General features: G+C 65.3%; 13 protein-coding genes and 1 pseudogene. 8 read left to right on the top strand and 6 right to left on the bottom strand.

Going from position 1 to position 17,228, the window contains the following annotated elements; all coding sequences use genetic code 11:
* Positions 1 to 19: 19 nt before the first annotated feature.
* Positions 20 to 985 (top strand): agmatinase, encoded by a 966-nt coding sequence (gene speB / locus AC4HIX_RS11640; protein ID WP_475053444.1) that lies wholly within the window; start codon positions 20 to 22, stop codon positions 983 to 985.
* A gap of 630 nt (positions 986 to 1,615) precedes the next feature.
* Here speB and AC4HIX_RS11635 read toward each other — a convergent pair.
* The 5 genes and pseudogenes from AC4HIX_RS11635 to AC4HIX_RS11615 all read right to left on the bottom strand — a co-directional run.
* A pseudogene (locus AC4HIX_RS11635) lies at positions 1,616 to 1,783 on the bottom strand (TetR/AcrR family transcriptional regulator); the annotation flags it as partial.
* Position 1,784: 1 nt separating this feature from the next.
* Entirely contained in the window at positions 1,785 to 3,347 is a 1,563-nt protein-coding gene (locus AC4HIX_RS11630) for a trimethylamine methyltransferase family protein (RefSeq protein ID WP_475053442.1), read from the bottom strand.
* Between the two features lie 4 nt (positions 3,348 to 3,351).
* The gene (locus AC4HIX_RS11625) at positions 3,352 to 5,757 is read right to left on the bottom strand and encodes a GcvT family protein (protein WP_475053439.1); all 2,406 of its coding nucleotides are present in this window, start codon (positions 5,755 to 5,757) and stop codon (positions 3,352 to 3,354) included.
* A gap of 144 nt (positions 5,758 to 5,901) precedes the next feature.
* The gene (locus AC4HIX_RS11620; protein ID WP_475053438.1) at positions 5,902 to 7,953 is read right to left on the bottom strand and encodes a 2Fe-2S iron-sulfur cluster-binding protein; all 2,052 of its coding nucleotides are present in this window, start codon (positions 7,951 to 7,953) and stop codon (positions 5,902 to 5,904) included.
* Between the two features lie 88 nt (positions 7,954 to 8,041).
* Complete coding sequence (locus tag AC4HIX_RS11615) at positions 8,042 to 8,662, bottom strand: glutathione S-transferase family protein (RefSeq protein ID WP_475053435.1); 621 nt, start codon at positions 8,660 to 8,662, stop codon at positions 8,042 to 8,044.
* 144 nt (positions 8,663 to 8,806) lie between these two features.
* Here AC4HIX_RS11615 and AC4HIX_RS11610 point away from each other — a divergent pair, with 144 nt between their 5' ends.
* From AC4HIX_RS11610 to AC4HIX_RS11580, 7 genes are all read left to right on the top strand, one after another.
* Positions 8,807 to 9,694, top strand: coding sequence for a LysR family transcriptional regulator (locus AC4HIX_RS11610; protein ID WP_475053432.1), 888 nt, complete (start codon positions 8,807 to 8,809; stop codon positions 9,692 to 9,694).
* A gap of 326 nt (positions 9,695 to 10,020) precedes the next feature.
* Positions 10,021 to 11,157 (top strand): ABC transporter substrate-binding protein, encoded by a 1,137-nt coding sequence (locus AC4HIX_RS11605; protein WP_475053430.1) that lies wholly within the window; start codon positions 10,021 to 10,023, stop codon positions 11,155 to 11,157.
* Positions 11,158 to 11,229: 72 nt separating this feature from the next.
* Positions 11,230 to 12,150: a branched-chain amino acid ABC transporter permease gene (locus tag AC4HIX_RS11600; protein ID WP_475053428.1), complete on the top strand. Its 921-nt coding sequence runs from the start codon at positions 11,230 to 11,232 to the stop codon at positions 12,148 to 12,150.
* Complete coding sequence (locus AC4HIX_RS11595) at positions 12,147 to 13,136, top strand: branched-chain amino acid ABC transporter permease (protein ID WP_475053425.1); 990 nt, start codon at positions 12,147 to 12,149, stop codon at positions 13,134 to 13,136. The genes AC4HIX_RS11600 and AC4HIX_RS11595 overlap by 4 nt, the downstream gene beginning before the upstream one ends.
* On the top strand, positions 13,129 to 13,884 hold the full coding sequence (locus AC4HIX_RS11590; protein ID WP_475053424.1) for an ABC transporter ATP-binding protein: 756 nt from the start codon (positions 13,129 to 13,131) through the stop codon (positions 13,882 to 13,884). Before AC4HIX_RS11595 ends, AC4HIX_RS11590 begins: the two co-directional genes overlap by 8 nt.
* On the top strand, positions 13,881 to 14,570 hold the full coding sequence (locus AC4HIX_RS11585) for an ABC transporter ATP-binding protein (RefSeq protein WP_475053421.1): 690 nt from the start codon (positions 13,881 to 13,883) through the stop codon (positions 14,568 to 14,570). The genes AC4HIX_RS11590 and AC4HIX_RS11585 overlap by 4 nt, the downstream gene beginning before the upstream one ends.
* Positions 14,571 to 14,783: 213 nt before the next feature.
* The gene (locus AC4HIX_RS11580) at positions 14,784 to 16,883 is read left to right on the top strand and encodes a TonB-dependent siderophore receptor (RefSeq protein WP_475053418.1); all 2,100 of its coding nucleotides are present in this window, start codon (positions 14,784 to 14,786) and stop codon (positions 16,881 to 16,883) included.
* An 82-nt stretch (positions 16,884 to 16,965) separates the two neighbouring features.
* Here the strand turns inward: AC4HIX_RS11580 and AC4HIX_RS11575 are convergent.
* Positions 16,966 to 17,228, bottom strand: a 263-nt coding sequence (locus AC4HIX_RS11575) for an energy transducer TonB (protein ID WP_490399104.1), incomplete at its 5' end; no start/stop codon positions are given.

The raw sequence follows: 17,228 nt of genomic DNA, 5'->3' as shown, positions 1-17,228 counted from the left end.
CAGATAAAGGAAGATGCTTATGTCTGGACACGGGTACGACTCCGGCCGCCTGAACCTGCCCTTTGTCGGCATCGCCAGTTTTGGCAAGAAGCCTTACGTGGAGGAGTGGGACAGCATCGACGCCGACGTTGCGGTTCTGGGTGCGCCGTTTGACTTCGGCTGCCAGTTCCGCTCCGGCGCGCGGTTCGGGCCGCGGGCGGTGCGCGAGGCCTCGACGCTGTTCAGCTTCGGCCATGCCGGCGCTTATGATCACGAGGATGACGCCACCTATCTGGGCGCGGACGTGCGGATCGTCGATCTGGGCGATGCCGACATCATCCACACCAAGACCGAAGAGAGCCACGCCAATATCGAATACGGCGTGAAGAAGATCCTGGACGCGGGCGCGCTGCCCGTCACCATCGGCGGCGACCATTCGATCAACATCCCCTGCATCAACGCCTATGCCGAGGACTGCGCCAAGAACGGGCCGATCCACGTGATCCAGATCGACGCGCATCTGGACTTCGTCGACGAGCGCAAGGGCGTCACCGACGGCCACGGCAACCCGATGCGCCGCGCGATCGAGAAGGATTACGTCTCCGGCATGACCCAGCTGGGCATCCGCAACGTGTCCTCGACCGCCAGGGAAGGCTACATCGACGCCCGCGAGCGCGGCTCCGACATCCTGTCGGTACGCCAGGTGCGCAAGCTGGGGACGGACGCCGTGCTGGAGCGCATCCCCCAAGGCGCGCGCTATTACGTGACCATCGACATTGACGCTTTCTGCCCGTCGATCGCGCCCGGCACCGGCACCCCCAGCCACGGCGGCTTTCAGTATTATGACGTGCTGGAAATCCTGCAGGGGCTCAGCAAACGCGGCGATGTGGTGGGGATCGACCTGGTGGAGGTTGCCCCGGCCTATGACCCGTCCGAGAGCACGCAAATCCTGGCCGCACAGCTGTTGCTGAACTTCATCGGCTTCATCTTCCACAATCAGCAATGAGCATGTTCCCATTGCCCCGGGAACTGCAGGGCGGCAGCAGGCTCGCAGCCGTTTTGCCTGTTTCATCTTTCCAAAAAAACTCCGGGGAGCGCGAGGGGCCGGCCCCGCGCGCCCCCCCCGGCCCCGTCCGCGGGCCCTCTTGCCGTCCGCAAACGCCCGCGCTGCCGCCACGGCTTCGGGATCAGGCGCCACCCCGGTGAACCCCAGCAGGTAGCCTTCCAGCCGCGCGGTGCGGGCCTGCATCGGCTCGCGAACCTCCAGCGCGTGGTAGCCGCATTGCATGAAATAGAGGATCCGGGCGCGGGCGTCGGCCTCATAAGGGCTATAGCCGTGGCGCTCGAACATGGCGGTCACCGCCTTGAGCCGCAGCGCATCCGCCGCGTCGATGCGGTTGCGGACCTTGCCGTCGCGACGCGACCATTCGCGGACCGCAAAATCCAGGGACGCGTCGAACAGGTCCGGATCGACGAAACAGCGGAAGAAATTGCAGACCGCCCAGGTGATATTGTCAGCTGGCAATTTGCAATGGGTCAGGATGGGCGCGGTGTTGCGGGCCTCCCAATCGTCCAGCAGCGCCTCCAGCAGGTGTTTGCGGCTCTTGAAGTACCAGTAGAAGCTGGAGCGCGAGACCCCCAGCCGCTCGCCGATGGCCAGCACCTTGACCCCGGCCACGCCTTCGCTGACCAGCAGGTCGCGGGCCACGTTCAGCCAGTCTTCCGGCGTCACCTTCACATGGCCGCTGAGCGGCTCCTTGTCCGGGTTGTCCCGGTGCAGCACCGGGGCCGCGCGTTTGCCCATGTCAGCTCTCCGGCGGGGCGCCGCCTTCGGCGGTGCGTTTGGCGATGAAGCTCTTGAGGGCGTCAACGCGGGTTTCATCGGTTTGAGGCCGGGTATCACGGGCCAGGATGTCCTTCCAGACCCGGGTGGCCCGCTGATTGGCGTCCAGGCTGCCGCGTTCGGTCCAGGTGCCGAAATTGGCGTAGTCATGCACCACCGGCTCATAGAACTCGGTGCTGTAGCGGTCCATGGTCTGGGGGGCGGCAAAGAAATGCCCCTGCGGCTCCACCTGCGACAGCGCGCTGGCGTAGCCGATCTCATCCGCCCCCGCCTGGGCGCCCGCGCAGAGTTCGGCAATCATGTTGAGGACCTCGGCGTCGGTGATCAGTTTTTCATAGGACACGGTCAGCCCGCCCTCCAGCCAGCCGGCCGAGTGGATGATCACCGTGGCGCCGGCCATCAGGCAGCCCCAGAGGCCCATCTGGTTTTCATTGGCTGCCTGCACGTCGTTGCAGTTCGAGGCCGACCCGGCCGCCGACCGCCAGGGCAGGCCGAGGAAGCGTGCCAGCTGGCCCGCCGCCAGCGAGGCCTGGAAATGCGCAGGGGTGCCAAAGGCCGGCGCGCCGGATTTCATGTCCACGTTGGAGGTGAAGGTGCCATAACACACCGGCGCGCCGGGGTTTGTCAGCTGAGTCAGCGTCAGCGCCGCCAGCACCTCCGCGTGGCTGAGGGTAATGGATCCAGCGACGGTGATCGGCGCCATTGCCCCCATCAGGGTGAACGGCGTGATGATCGAAACCTGGCCGTGACGGGCAAAGTCGATCAGCCCCTGCGCCATCGGAATGTCCAGCGTGCGCGGGCTGTTGGTGTTGATGATGGTGTAGCAGCGCGGCTCATACCGGAATTCGGCGTCCGACAGGCCGCGGAAATCGCGGATCATCTCGAAACAGTCCATCACCTGCGGCGTGCCGCGGGAATAGATGAAGGGGAACTTGTCCGTCAGCGTCATCTGCGCCTCGGTGGTGAAGTAGTGGCGCAGGTGCACGGGCACGTCCTGCGGCTCCACTTGGGGCGAGATCATGTGGAAGACGTCGAAGTGATGGGTGAGCTTGAGGTATTCCAGATAGTCCCGGGCGGAGCCGGGACGGCGGCCGCGTTCAAGATCGGTGGCATTGGGCGCGCCGGCGCCGGCCTGAAACACCAGGCTGCCGAGCTCCAGCGTGATGTCGCGCTCACGGCTTCCTGCCCGGCAGGTGATCGAGCGAGGGGCTGTGGCCAGCGCCGCCTCCACCATGTCGCGGCCGATAAAGACCATTTCGCTGTCTTCATCGACGCGGGCGCCGCCCCTGGCGTAGATCCGGCGGGCCTCGGGCAGCAGTACCTTTATGCCCAGTTCTTCCAGCATTTTCAGCGCGGTTTCATGCATGTCCGCGATCTGATGCGCCAGGAAGACCTCCATCAGCGGGAAGGGGTTCTTGAGCTGGCGGTAGTTCACCTGGCGCTGCGGGGCCGGGGCGGCCTCCGCCCCGCGGCTTCGGCCCCGGCGGCGGCGTCCGCGGGCGGCGCTGTCGTTTTCGATGGTCATCGTGTCAGCCTCTCATCGCTTTGCCGGAGGGGTCGTAGGGGGAGGGCGCAATCACGCGGGCGGCGCGTTCCTGGCCGACGATATGGACGGCCAGTCCGGTGCCCTCTGCGGCGGCGTCGCGGTCCACCATTGCCATGGCGAGCGATTTGCCCAAGGTATGGCCATAGCCGCCGGAGGTGACAAAGCCGACGCGGGTTTCGCCCTGCCAGACCGGCTCAAAGCCGCTGGCGTCGGCATCCGTGGCGTCCACTTCCAAGGCCACAACAACCTGCGCCGGGCCGCCTGCCGCGCGTTCCTTCAGTGCGGCCTCGCGGCCGATGAAGTCCTTGTCCCAGCCGATCCAGCGGTCCATGCCGGTCTGCGCCGCGGTGTAGCCTTGGGTGAATTCGGCGCTCCAGATGCCGAAGCTTTTCTCCAGCCGCAGGCTGAGCAGCGCGTTGAAACCGTATTCGCGGATGCCAAGGTCTGCGCCTGCCTCCAGAAGGGTCTCGCGCAGGGTGATGTGCTCGGCGGCGGAGCAGTGGAGCTCATAGCCCAGTTCACCGGCGACCGAGAGGCGGCCCACCTTGAGGCGCAGCATCCCGATGTCGAAGGTGCCGCAGCCCATGAAGGGGAGGTCCGCGAGGGGGCCGTCTGTCAGCTTTTCCAGCACCTTGCGGCTGTTCGGGCCGGAGAGGCTGAAGCCGGTGATGGCGTCGCTCACGTCGCGCACCGCGACGCCGTCGCCCATGTGGTCCTGGAACCAGCGCATGTGCCATTCGCGCAGGTAATAGCTGCCCATGATCCACCAAGTGCCGTCCCCCCAGTTGAACACGGTCAGGTCGCCCTTGAGTCGGCCTTCGGGCGATAGCATCGGCGCCAGTTTGGCGCGGCCCGGGGCGGGGAGTTTCGAGGCCATGACGCGGTTGAGCCAGGCCTCGGCGCCATCGCCTGAGACCTCGAACCGGGAGAAGGCGGAAATGTCCAGGAGGCCCACGGACTCGCGCACCGCCTTGCATTCGTCTGCGACGATCTCAAAGGCGTTGGAGCGTTTCAGGGTCGGGGTTTCGGTGAAGTCTTCCGACGGGGCAAAATAGAGCGGGATTTCAAGCCCGTAGCTTGCGCCCCAGCGGCAGCCCGCGCGGGTCATGTCCGAGTAGGCGGGGGCCTTCTTCAGCGGGCGGCCTGCGGGCAGCTGCTCGTTCGGGTAGGTCATCACAAAGCGGCGGGTGTAGAACTGGCCGGTGGTTTCCTTGATGAAGCGCTTGTTCTGGGCGTAGTCGCCGAAGCGCGCCACATCCATGCCAAAGACATCCGCCTCCGGCTCGCCGTGGATCATCCACTCGGCCAGCGATTTGCCGACGCCGCCGCCCTGCAGGAAGCCCGCCATCACGCCGCAGGCGCACCAGTAGCCGGGCTTGCCGCGCACCGGGCCGACCAGCGGGTTTCCGTCGGGGGCAAAGGTGAAGGCGCCGTTGACCCAGGTTTTCACACCGGTGGTTTGCAGCGCCGGGTAGCGTTCGAAGCCCAGCGTCAGTTCGCGTTCGATCCGGTCGGGGTCTTCCTGCTGCAGCTCGAACCCGTATTCCCAGGGCGCGCCGTCCATCATCCAGTGCTCGTGGTCGATCTCGTAGATGCCCAGCAGGATGCCCTTCTGGTCCTGGCGCATATAGGTGAAGCCTTCCAGGTCCACGGTCATCGGCACCTCGAAGTCGAGCTGTTCCAGCTCCGGGATGGTGTCGGAGATCAGGTAATGGTGGTTGAGCGGCGAGACCGGCAGTTCGATGCCCGCCATACGGCCCACCTGCTTGGCCCAGAGGCCTGCGGCGTTGACCACATGTTCGGCGTGGATGGTGCCCTTTTCGGTCACCACCTGCCAGCCGTCCGCGACCTGATGCAGTTCCAGCACGCGGTTGTGCTCGATGACTTCCGCGCCGCGTTTCTTGGCCGCCCCGGCGTATGCGTGCACGCTGCCGGTGGTGTCGACATAGCCCTCGCGGTCGGCCCACATGCCGCCAATGATGCCCTCGGTGGACATGATCGGACACAGCTCGCCGGCCTCCTGCGGGGTGATCAGGCGGCAGTCGTCGATGCCGATGGACTGGAAGGTGCGGTAGGCCGATTGCAGCCATTCCCAGCGGTCCGGTGTGCCGGCCAGCGTCATGCCGCCGGTCATGTGCATGCCGACGGACTGGCCGGATTCCTGTTCGATCTCGGACAGGAGGTCGATGGTATAGGCCTGAAGCGAGGCGATGTTCGGGTCGGCGTTCAGCGCGTGAAAGCCGCCCGCGGCGTGCCAGCTGGAGCCGGCGGTCAGCACCGAACGCTCGATCAGGCAGACGTCGGTCCAGCCGAACTTGGCCAGGTGATAGAGGACGGAGGCGCCGACAACGCCGCCCCCGATGACAACGGCGCGATAGTGCGACTTCATGGCTTTGCTCCCTGTCTGACACCGCCGGGCCAGCGGGGAGCGTCCCCGAATCCGCCCTTTGGACAATTCTGTCCAATTCATCGGCGATCCTGGACACTCTTGTCCAGAGAAATCTTGCACGGCGGTTTCAGGCGCGGGGGAGGGTCAGAGATCCAATTCGATCGTGTCCGTTGCCGGAACCGCGCAGCAGATCAGGGCGTCGCCGTCCTCGGGCGCGGCAGCGGGCGGGGTGCGGTAGGCGAGTTTGCCCGCCAGAAGCCGGGTGGCGCAGCTGCCGCAATTGCCCTCTCGGCAGCTGAACTCCGGCGTCAGCCCGTGGCTTTCGGCCAGCTCCAGAAGCGTACCGTCCGCCGGGGTCCAGGGCTGTTCAAAGCCTGATTTCCTGAAGCGGACGATGGCGGAGTCCACTTCGGGAACAGCGTCCCGGAGGTTTGGGGCGTCTGTGGCGCGCGTCAGCGCGGACGGCCCGAAAGCCTCGGCATGGATGTCTGCATCCTGGACCCCAAGATCCAGCAGGCCGTTGTAGGCCGCCTGCATGAAACCGCCCGGGCCGCAGAGGTAGACATCGGCGCCTGTCTTCGGCAGCACGTGCTGCAGGACCCCGGCGCTGAGCCGTCCGCCATGATCGAAGTCCCGGCCCGCCGTTTCCTTCGCGGCTGGCGCGCTGATCAGCGAGACATAGCGGATCTGTCCGCCGGCGGCTTGCTCCAGATTGCGGAACTCGCGGGCAAAGGCGCGTTCCTGAGTGGTGCGTGCCGCGTGCAGGATGGTCAGGGAACGCATATGGCGGGTGCGGACCCCCTCGCGCAGCGCGTGGCGTGCCATGGCGATCATCGGGGTGACGCCCACGCCGCCGGCGATCAGAACCGCAGGGCGGTCCGCTGTGGTGTCCAGGAAGAACCCGCCGCGCGGCGCCTTGGCCTCGATCACCGCGCCGGTTTGCAGGTGGGCGTGCAAGTGGCGGGACACGGTGCCGGCCTCCTCGCGCTTGACCGAGATGCGGTAGTGGCCCTCGCCGGGGGCGGAGGACACGGTGTAGGTCCGCACCAGCGGCGTCTCCGCGCCGGGCGGTGTGATACGGATGGTCAGGAACTGGCCGGCCTCGGAGGGCAGCAACGGGCCGCCGTCCTCCGGCTCCAGATAAAAGGAGCGGATCACGGTGCTTTCCATCTCTGTCCTTGCCACCCGGTAGCGGCGCCAGGTGCTGCGCTGCTGTTCCAGCTTGGCGCGGGCCTCTGCCTCTGCCCAGGTATCGGTCATCAGCGTATTGGGCGAAAAGGCACCGCGTTCGGCGCGCAGGGGCAGGATGCCTTCCAGCCAGGTGCCCTTGTGCAGGGTAAACCGCCAGCCGCGCTCAGCACCGTGGAAGGCGGTAACCTCAGGATGCGTTTCGTCCAGCAACTCTACGGTGCCGGTCAGCAGAAGCAGGCTGCCGGTGGTGAAGTCCGGGAAAACCAGGCCCGCGCGCGGGTTCAGCAGGAAATTCCCCAGCGTGTTGAAGTGGTTGTTGCCCGGGAAGTCGGGGATCGTCAGGCGGTTGCCGTCGATCCGGACAAAGCCGGGCCGCCCGCCGCGGTGCGAGACATCGACGCCTTCGCGTTCCGGGCGGCTGGCGGCGGGGATGTGGCTGGCGACAAAGAACATGTCGGCATCTGCGATCAGCGCGGTGTGGCTGCTGTCGAAATCTGTGAAGTGCTGCGGATGTGCGGGGGAGTGCTGTTCGACGGCTTCCAGCCCGCGCAGCTGGATGTACTGCGGGCAATTGCCGAAGGACTGGTCGACGCGCAGGGTCAAGCCTTCGGGGCCGGCCGCGGACACCCGCCCGTTGACCCGGTTGCGGCGGCGGCTGTGCAGCTCGATTCCAAGCATGCCAAGCGCGGCGCCCTCGCGGATCGCGGCCTGCACCGGATCGCGGGTGTCCGGCTGCAGCGCGATATCCAGGTGCTGGGGGTCCGGGGAGGCGGCAAAACCGGGCGGGCCGCTCAGCAGGCTCGCCCAGGGCCAGCCTTCGCTGTCCACGGCGCCAACCGCCAGAAACGGCAGCTGGGCATAGAACAGCCGGTGCTGGTCCGGCATGAAGCTGCGTATCACCCGGCGGCCGAAGGTCTCCATCATCTCGCGCTTGCCGGTGCGGGCCTGCATTTCCTGTTCGCCTTCGTGGAAGGGGGAGGGGGTATTTGCATCGAGGGGTGTCATGGAAACCTCCTGTTTTGCGAGAGGGTTGCGCGGCCGGCCCCCAACCCCGCCCCTGACCGGGCCGCCGCGCGCTGAGGTTAGGGCGCGATCAGGCTGCCAGGCCAACCTTGGTGGCGGGCATCGGCTTGAAACCTTTCAGCCCTTCGATGTTGGCCAGCAGGCCGCGCACGTTGGGGTAGGGCTCCAGCGAGATGCCGCCTTCGGGCGCGTGGGCAACATAGGAATAGACCGCCACGTCGGCGATTGTGGGGGTGTCGCCGACCAGGAAGCTGCGGCCCGCCATATGGGCGTCGATCTTGCCCAGCACGCGGGCCGCCACGGTGGCGCAGAACTCTGCATCCAGCGGGGCGTTGAAGACGTTGATCAGCCGCGCTGCTGCCGGGCCAAATGCGATTTCACCCGCGGCCAGGGTCAGGAACTTCTGCACCTCTGCCTCTTTCACTGGATCGGCGGGCAGCCAGGCCGGGGCAAATTTGCGGGCGAGGTAGACCAGGATGGCGTTGGAATCGCTGATGACGGTGTCGCCGTCCTCGATCACCGGCACCTGGCCTGCGGGGTTCAGCGCCAGGAAGGGCGGCTGTTTGTGCTCGCCCGCGGCCAGGTCGACGGTGACTGCCTCATGGGCGATCCCGGCGAGGCTGGCGAACAGCTCCACCCGGTGGGAGTGGCCGGAGAGGGGGAAGCCGTGGATGCGGATAGAATGGGGCATGTCTGGGGTCCTTTTGCTTGGCATCTGCCGTGGGTTTTTGAAGACACCCGGAAGATACGCCGCCTAAGGTTTGGCGATAATATTCCTTGTTGTGGAATAATTATGTACGTTGCATTCATAAAGAGGGCGACGGGAGCACCCCCGATGGACAAGCTGGACTGTATGCGGACCTTTGCCGCGGTGGCGGCGCAGAGCTCCTTTACCGGCGGGGCCCGGCAGATGGGGATCAGCACCAAGCTGGCCAGCAAATACGTCGCCCGGCTGGAGGAGCAGCTGGGCGCGCAGCTCTTGAACCGGACCACCCGCAAGGTGACGCTGACCGACACCGGGCGGGCCTATCTGGAGCGCTGCCTGCCGCTGCTCGATCAGTTCGACGAGCTGGAGGACGTGGTGCAGCTGCGCCAGCAGGAGCTGGCAGGCTCTATCCGCATCACCGCGCCCACCGGCTTAGGCAGCCGTGAGCTGGTGGAGGCCTTGCAGCCGTTCCAGCAGGCGCACCCAAAGGTGGCGGTGGAGCTGGTGCTGTCCGACCGCCACTTGCCGATGCTGGAGGAGGGGGTGGATCTGGCGGTGCGCTTTGGCGCGTTGAAGGATTCGGGGCTGGTGGCGCGCAAGCTTTGCACCATGCGGCGGGTGGTGGTGGCGTCGCCGGAATACCTGGAGGCCCACGGAGAGCCGGCCGAGCCGGAGGCGCTGGCCACCCACAATTGCCTGCTGCTCACGACCGGGCCGCAGCCGGAGGCCTGGGCGTTCGGGCGGGGCAGCGGGGCGAGAACCATCACCGTCGGCGGCAGCTTTCGGGCCAACTCGCCGCGGGCCGTGGCGCATATGGCAGTCAATGGCCTGGGCATTGCCCGCTGCCCCCACTACACCGCGCTGCCGTTCCTTCTGGACGGCAGGCTGCAAGTGCTTTTCGAACAACAGGAAACCGATCCGGTCACGCTCTATGCCGTGTATCCGCCCAGCCGCCATCTGACCGCACGGATCCGCGCCTTGATCAACCATCTGGCGGGCTGTTTCGGACCCGGTTGACCGGTGGGTCCGGCACCGCATTTGCAGCTTTGTCTCATCTTTCTAAAAATACTCCGGGGAGCGCGAGGGGCTGGCCCCTCGCATCTGCCGCTGCCGCATCTGAACGGTTCGCAGGTAAATAGGGCAACAATATTGCCATATTTATTTTATGCTTGAAATAATAATCCAAGACTGCGTAGGCTCACCTTTAGGGCTGGCGCAAGATCAGCCGGGGAGATGCGGGCTTTCGCCGGGCTTGGCTTCTGCTGCCGCCGCGGTAAAGTCGCAAGCATTTGATCAAGAACCCTGGTTTTGGGCCGGGGCACATTCTGGGAGGATTGAACGATATGAAAACAATTCGGATGCTGGCGATGGCGGCTGCAATTCCGGCGCTGGCAACGGCCGCGCACGCGGAGACAAAGATCGGCATGATCACCACCCTGTCCGGCGGCGGTGCCGGGTTGGGCGTGGATGTGCGCGACGGGTTCATGCTGGCGATCGAACAGGACGGCCGCGAGGGCGTCGAGGTGGTGATCGAGGACGATCAGCGCAAGCCCGACGTGGCGGTGCAGATTGCCGACCGGATGATCCAGTCCGAGAAGGTGGACATCATGACCGGCATCATCTGGTCCAACCTGGCGATGGCGGTGGTGCCTGCTGCAACCGCGCAGAACGTTTTCTACCTGTCGCCGAACGCAGGCCCCTCGGCCCTGGCGGGCAAGCGCTGCCACCCCAATTACTTCAACGTTGCCTGGCAGAACGACAACCTGCACGAGGCCGCGGGCGCCTATGCCAACGAGGCGGGGCTGAAGAACAGCTTTATCCTGGCGCCGAATTACCCGGCGGGCAAGGACGCGCTGACCGGCTACAAGCGAATGTACGAGGGCGAGCTGGCCGGTGAGATCTACACCAAGCTGGGGCAGACCGACTATGCCGCCGAGATCGCGCAGATCCGTGCCTCCGGCGCCGACTCTGTCTATTTCTTCCTGCCCGGCGGCATGGGGATTTCCTTCCTCAAGCAGTACGCAGGCAGCGGTGTTGATCTGCCGGTGGTCGGCCCGGCGTTCTCGTTCGATCAGGGCATCCTGCAGGCGGTGGGTGATGCTGCGCTGGGGGTGAAGAACACCTCGCAGTGGAACAAGGATATCGACAATGAGGCCAACGCTGAATTTGTCGCGTCCTTCCAGGAGAAGTACGGCCGCCTGCCGTCGCTCTATGCCAGCCAGGGGTTCGATACCGCCAACCTGATCCTGAGTGCGCTGGACAAGGCGGAAGTGTCTGACCAGGACGCTTTCCGCGCGGCGCTGAAAGCGGCGGAGTTCGCATCGGTCCGCGGCGACTTCAAGTTTGGCGACAACCACCACCCGATCCAGGACATCTATGTCCGTGAAGTGATCAAGGAAGGCGATGTCTATACCAACAAGATCATCGCCACCGGCCTGAAAGACCACGCCGACGCTTATGGCGGCGAGTGCAAGATGTAAACTAAGCGCTTGAGCGGAGACGCCTTTCGCGGCGTCTCCGCAAGCGGTCAAGCTTCCCCTTCGGAAAATCAAATGACGTATATTCTAGTTCTGGAGCAGATCCTGAATGGGCTCCAGCTCGGGGTGATGCTGTTTCTGATGGCAGCCGGGCTGACGCTGGTGTTCGGGGTGATGGGGCTGATCAACCTCGCCCACGGCTCGCTATATATGGTGGGTGCCTTTGCCGCCGCCGCAGTGGCGGGCTGGACCGGCTCGTTTCTGCTGGCGCTGACCGCGAGCCTCGCCGCCGCGGCCGCCGCCGGGGCGCTGATGGAGCTGGTGGTGATCCGGCGCCTGTACCGGCGCGACCATCTGGATCAGGTGCTGGCGACCTTTGCGCTGATCCTGATTTTCTCTGAGGGCACCCGCTGGCTGTTCGGCTCCTTTCCGTTGTTCCTGGATGTGCCGGCCTATCTGTCGGGGCCTGTCAGCCTGCCGGGAGGCATTGAATATCCGCTCTACCGGCTGACCATCATCCTGATCGGATTGGGCATTGCCGCCGGGCTGTTCCTGCTGATCGCCCGCACCCGCATCGGTATCCAGATCCGCGCAGGTGAGGCGGACCGGGAGATGATTGCCGCCCTCGGCGTCGATATTTCCAAGCTCTACACGCTGGTTTTTGCCCTTGGCGCGGCGCTGGCCGGGCTGGCGGGCGCGCTGGTGGGCGCGATCCAGTCGGTGCAGGTCGGCATGGGTGAGCCGGTGTTGATCCTGGCCTTTGTGGTGATTGTGATCGGCGGCATCGGCTCCATCAAGGGGGCATTGGCCGGGGCGCTGCTGGTGGGGATGACCGACACCTTGGGCGGCGTGTTCCTGCCGCAGCTGTTCGGCCTGTTCCTGGATCCGGCCAGCGCGGCCTCTGCCGGGGCGTCGCTGGCGTCGATGCTGATCTATATCCTGATGGCGGCAATCCTGCTGGTGCGCCCCTCGGGTCTGTACGGGGGGAGCGCATGATGCTGACGCGTGAGAGCCTGCTAAATTGGGCAATGATTGCGGCGCTGCTGATCGTGCCGCTAGCGGCGTGGTCGCTGGATGAGCCCTTTATCATCACCTTGGCGACCAAGGCTGCGATCCTGGCGCTGGCAGGGGTGGGGCTGAACATTGCCCTCGGCCTTGGCGGGCTGATCAGCCTGGGCCATGCGGCGTTTTTCGGGATCGGCGGCTATGCCATGGGCATCCTTGCGGCCCATGCCCAGAATTATGAGCCGCTGTTTGAATGGCCGTTCCTGTTCGAGGGCAGCAACCAGATGCCGCTGATCTGGCTGGTGGCAGTGGTCTTCAGCGCGCTGGCCGCGTTGGTGATCGGGGCGCTGTCCCTGCGCACCTCGGGTGTCTATTTCATCATGATCACCCTCGCCTTCGGCCAGATGCTCTATTACTTCGCGATCAGCTGGAGCGCCTATGGCGGCGAGGACGGGCTGTCGATCTGGGTGCGGAATGATTTTCCGGGCCTCAACACGCTGGACCCGATCCAGTTCTTTGCCATTGCCTATGTGATCCTCTGCCTGGCGCTGGTGTTTGCAGCGCGGTTGGCGCGCTCACCCTTTGGTCTGGCGCTGGCGGCGGCGCGGCAGAACGAGGACCGGGTGCAGGCGGTGGGTCTTACGCCCTTTACCCTGCGGCTGACCGCATTCGTGATTTCCGGTGCCATCACCGGTCTGGCAGGCGCCTTGTTTGCCGATCTGAACCGGTTCGTCAGCCCCACCATGCTCAGCTGGCACACCAGCGGCGAGATCATGATTTTTGTGATCCTGGGCGGTGTCGGGCGGCTGTATGGGCCGGTGGCCGGTGCCGCGCTTTACATCATACTGGAGCATCTGCTGGGCGGGATCAGCGATTACTGGCAGATCTTCCTGGGCGTGCTGCTGCTGCTGATCGTGCTGTTTGCCCGCGGCGGGCTGATCGGGGCGCTGGCAGGACGGGAGAAGGCGCATGGCTGATGCGGTTTTGAGAACCAAGGGCCTGAGCAAGAGTTTCGGCGCGCTGCAGGCGAGCAAAGATGTCTCGCTGGACCTGCGGCCCGGTGAAATCCACGCGCTGATCGGGCCGAACGGGGCGGGCAAATCCACCCTGATCAAGCAGATCGCGGGCAATATCGCGCCGGACAGCGGCAAGGTGGAGCTGCTGGGCCGGGATGTCACTGCGCTGGACACCGTGGCGCGGGCGCGGATGGGGCTGGGGCGGACGTTCCAGATCTCGGCGCTGGCGATGGATTACACCGTGTTGCAGAACGCGGTGCTGGGGGCGCTGGGGGGGCGTGGCCGGCCGTTCCATTTCTTCCGCAACGTGATGAAGGACCCGGAGCTGCTGGAGCAGGCGCGCGACGCGCTGGAACGGGTGGGGCTGACACAGGACGCCAGCCGCCGCACCGCCGACCTGTCGCACGGCCAGCGCCGCCAGCTGGAGGTGGCGGTGGCGCTGACCTTGAAGCCGAGGCTGTTCCTGATGGATGAGCCGATGGCGGGCCTGGGTGCTGCCGGGTCCAGGGCGCTGACTGGCTTCCTGGATGGCTTGCGGCAGGAGGCGCCGATCCTCTTGGTGGAGCATGACATGGACGCGGTCTTTGCCCTGGCGGACCGGATCAGCGTGCTTGTCTATGGTCAGATAATCGCCACCGGCACCGCCGACGACATCCGCGCCAATGCCGAGGTGCGCCGCGCCTATCTGGGAGAGGAGGACGCCGCATGAGCCTGCTGACCTTACACGGCGTCGAGGCCTCATACGGCCCGGCGCAGGCCTTGTTCGGCGTCGATCTGGAGATCGGCGAGGGCGAGGTGGTGGCGCTGATGGGCCGCAACGGGATGGGCAAATCCACCACCATCAAGACCATCTGCGGCATGCTGGGAACCTCCAAGGGGGAGCTGCGGTTTGACGGCCATGACCTGCGCCAGCTGCCGTCCTACAAGATCGCGCGGCTGGGCGTCGGGCTGGTGCCCGAGGGGCGGCGCTGCTTTGCGCCGCTCACGGTGGAGGAGAACCTGATTGCCGCCGCCCGGCCCGGGCCCTGGGACATGAAGAAGGTCGCAGAGCTGTTCCCGCGGCTGGAGGAGCGGCGCAGCCAGACTGCGGGGTCGCTGTCGGGCGGCGAGCAGCAGATGCTGACCATCGGCCGCGCACTGATGACCAATCCGCGGCTGTTGATCCTGGATGAGGCAACCGAAGGCTTGGCGCCGGTGGTGCGGCAGGAGATCTGGGCCGCGATCGGCCGTCTCAAGCGCGAGGCGGGGCTGGCCATTCTTGTGGTGGACAAGTCGCTGAAGGAGCTGTCGGCCATCGCCGACCGCGCGGTGATCCTCAACAAGGGCAGCAACGCCTGGGGCGGCGGCATCAGTGAGTTGCCGCCAGAGGTGGCAGACCGGTACCTGGGAGTGTGACCCTATACCCGGCCAAACGCGCCGCAGGGGCGCAAAAGGTGATGCATTTTTGCAAGTTTTGAGAACGACGGGCTGCCGTTTCCGGCAGCCCGCGGGCGTTTCGCCCGGCGGGGGCTGATTGGCCCTTGACCCTTCGCGGGAACCTTACTAGCCCGCAGTCACCCAGCAATACGTCAGGCAGAAATTTCAACCGCAAAATAGCGGAGATGGGACATGATTCTGCGACGTACTGCTGCGTCAGCTTGCGCCCTGCTGGCAGCCATGCCGGCATTGGCCGAAGTTGTCGAGCTTGAACAAATCAACGTAAACCAGCAAAGCGGCGAGGGCTTCTTCGGCGAAAGTGTTTCGCTGGAGACCGGCACCATTGCCAAGACTGGCGACCCGATTGCGGAGACGCCGCGGTCGGTGACGGTTGTGACCGCCCAGGAGATCGCCGCGCGCGGCGCCCGGAATGTGGAGGAGGCACTGCAATATTCCGCAGGCATCGTCGGCGGCCAGTGGGGGCTGGACAACCGCGCCGACTGGTATCTGGTGCGCGGCTTCAGGGCCAGCACGCTGCATGACGGGCTGCCTGCCCGCTATGGCTTCTATAATGACACCAAGCCTGAGCCCTTCCTGCTGAACAGCGTCGAAGTGCTGAAAGGGCCGGCCTCCGGCCTTTACGGCAGCGGCTCGGTTGGCGGGGTGGTGAACACCGCCTCGAAAACTGCGGCGCAGGAGTCCGAGAGCCTGCTGCAACTGCAGGCGGGGTCGCATGACCGCAAGCAGGTTGCAGCGGATGTGAGCGGTGATCTGAACGCAAGCGGCACCCTGCGCTATCGCTTCGTCGGCGTGCTGCGGGACTCCGAAACCCAGGTCGATCATTCGCAGGACGATGTGCTGGCGCTGGCACCGTCCATCACCTGGCGGCCGAATGAGGATACCGAGCTGACGGTGCTGGCCAACTACCAGGATAACGAGGGCAGCCCGCTGATCCAGTTCGCCTCGATCTATGGCACGCTGCTGCCCGCGACGGGGTTCGGCAATGGCGATTTCCTTCCCAGCAGCGTCTTTGTCGGCGAGCCGGGGTTTGACCGGTTCGACAGCGAGCAGCGCGCCATCACCGCGATGTTCAAGCACCGCTTCAACCCGGTCTGGAGCCTCAACGCCAACGCGCGCTATCTGGAAGCCGAGGCCCTGTACCAACACGCCTGGTGGGCTTTCGACAACACCGGCACGGGCCGGTACAATCCAGACGGCACCATCAACCGCACGTTCTACCGCGCGGAAAACAAGCTGAAGACCTGGGCTATCGATGCCTATGCCACCGCGGAATATGCGTTTGGCGGCTTTGACATGCGGACCTTTGCCGGGGTGAGCTACACCCGCGGGCATTATGACAGCGATACCGGTTACGGCGCCCAGGTCGGCCCCATCGACCCGTTCAACCCCGATTATGCCGGCTACCCGTCGATCACTGTCGCTGACACGCCCGGCACTTCGATCACTGAGGCGGGTGCCTATGTGCAGCATCGCGCCACCTATGACGATCGGCTCTTCATCGATCTTGGCCTGAGGTATGGCGACATCGAAACCGGGGCGAGCAATGGCAGCTTTGGTGCGACGAGCATTGCCGCCAAGGACAGCGAGTGGACCGGCAATGCCGCGGTAATGTACCGGTTTGGCAATGGTGTGGCTCCCTACATCAGCTATGCCGAGAGCTTCCGCCAGGATGCGATCGGCACCGATGTGAATGGCACTCCGTTTGAGCCGACCCGGGGTGAGCAGGTTGAAATTGGTGTGAAATACCAGCCGCTGGGCACCGATACGCTGCTGACGGCGGCGGTGTTCGACCTGACCAAGTCTAACCTGACGGTGGCCGATCCGGGCAATCCGGGCTTCCAGATGCAAACGGGGGAAGCCTCCGCCAAGGGGCTGGAGCTGGAGGCATACCACCGGTTCGGCGACCTGACGGTCGACGCCGCCTATACCTATCTCGACACCGAGGATGCCGAGGGCGACTACATTGCCCAGGTGCCCAAGAACGCGGCGTCGCTGTGGCTGAATTACGAGCCGCAGGACGGCAGGCTGCAGGGTTGGACGTTCGGCGCCGGGGTCCGCTACAACGGCGAGGCCTGGGGCGGGGCCAGTACCTATCTGACGCCGTCCTACACGCTGTATGATGCCGCGGTGTCTTATGGGCAGGACAACTGGCTGGTCTCGCTGAACGTGCGCAACCTGAGCGACGAGCGCTATGTCACCACCTGTTCGGGCGGCGCCTGCTACTTTGGCGACGGACGTAATGTGGCGTTGACGCTCACCACGAAGTTCTGAGCCGTTCTGCAGCGGTTCAGGAACAGGAAAAGGCCCGCGCAGTCAGCGCGGGCCTTTTTGCGGGCCGGACCCGCATCCGGGCCTATTTGGAGAAGCTCATTGGCAGGGTGAAGGTGAGCTGGCTGAGACCGAGTTTCTTGGGGGCGGAGGGGAATTTTCCGGCCCGGGCGACCGCCTGCAGCGCCGCCTGGTCAAATACGGCGCTGCCGGAGGATTTTGCAATCCGATAGTTGAGCAGCTGCCCGGTGCGGGAGACGGTGATCCGCACAACCGCCCGTCCGCTGCCACTGGCGCCGGAGGGGAAGCGTTTGCGGTGCTCGATGCGGCTGCGGATTTTGGCTCCCC

This window comes from Leisingera sp., assembly GCF_982940295.1.
This window is presented reverse-complemented; position numbering and strand designations above follow the sequence as displayed.

Coding starts and splice junctions, on each gene's coding strand:
- speB (WP_475053444.1), top strand. CDS start 20: ATGTCTGGACACGGGTACGACTCCGGCCGCCTGAACCTGCCCTTTGTC.
- AC4HIX_RS11630 (WP_475053442.1), bottom strand. CDS start 3,347: ATGACCATCGAAAACGACAGCGCCGCCCGCGGACGCCGCCGCCGGGGC.
- AC4HIX_RS11625 (WP_475053439.1), bottom strand. CDS start 5,757: ATGAAGTCGCACTATCGCGCCGTTGTCATCGGGGGCGGCGTTGTCGGC.
- AC4HIX_RS11620 (WP_475053438.1), bottom strand. CDS start 7,953: ATGACACCCCTCGATGCAAATACCCCCTCCCCCTTCCACGAAGGCGAA.
- AC4HIX_RS11615 (WP_475053435.1), bottom strand. CDS start 8,662: ATGCCCCATTCTATCCGCATCCACGGCTTCCCCCTCTCCGGCCACTCC.
- AC4HIX_RS11610 (WP_475053432.1), top strand. CDS start 8,807: ATGGACAAGCTGGACTGTATGCGGACCTTTGCCGCGGTGGCGGCGCAG.
- AC4HIX_RS11605 (WP_475053430.1), top strand. CDS start 10,021: ATGAAAACAATTCGGATGCTGGCGATGGCGGCTGCAATTCCGGCGCTG.
- AC4HIX_RS11600 (WP_475053428.1), top strand. CDS start 11,230: ATGACGTATATTCTAGTTCTGGAGCAGATCCTGAATGGGCTCCAGCTC.
- AC4HIX_RS11595 (WP_475053425.1), top strand. CDS start 12,147: ATGATGCTGACGCGTGAGAGCCTGCTAAATTGGGCAATGATTGCGGCG.
- AC4HIX_RS11590 (WP_475053424.1), top strand. CDS start 13,129: ATGGCTGATGCGGTTTTGAGAACCAAGGGCCTGAGCAAGAGTTTCGGC.
- AC4HIX_RS11585 (WP_475053421.1), top strand. CDS start 13,881: ATGAGCCTGCTGACCTTACACGGCGTCGAGGCCTCATACGGCCCGGCG.
- AC4HIX_RS11580 (WP_475053418.1), top strand. CDS start 14,784: ATGATTCTGCGACGTACTGCTGCGTCAGCTTGCGCCCTGCTGGCAGCC.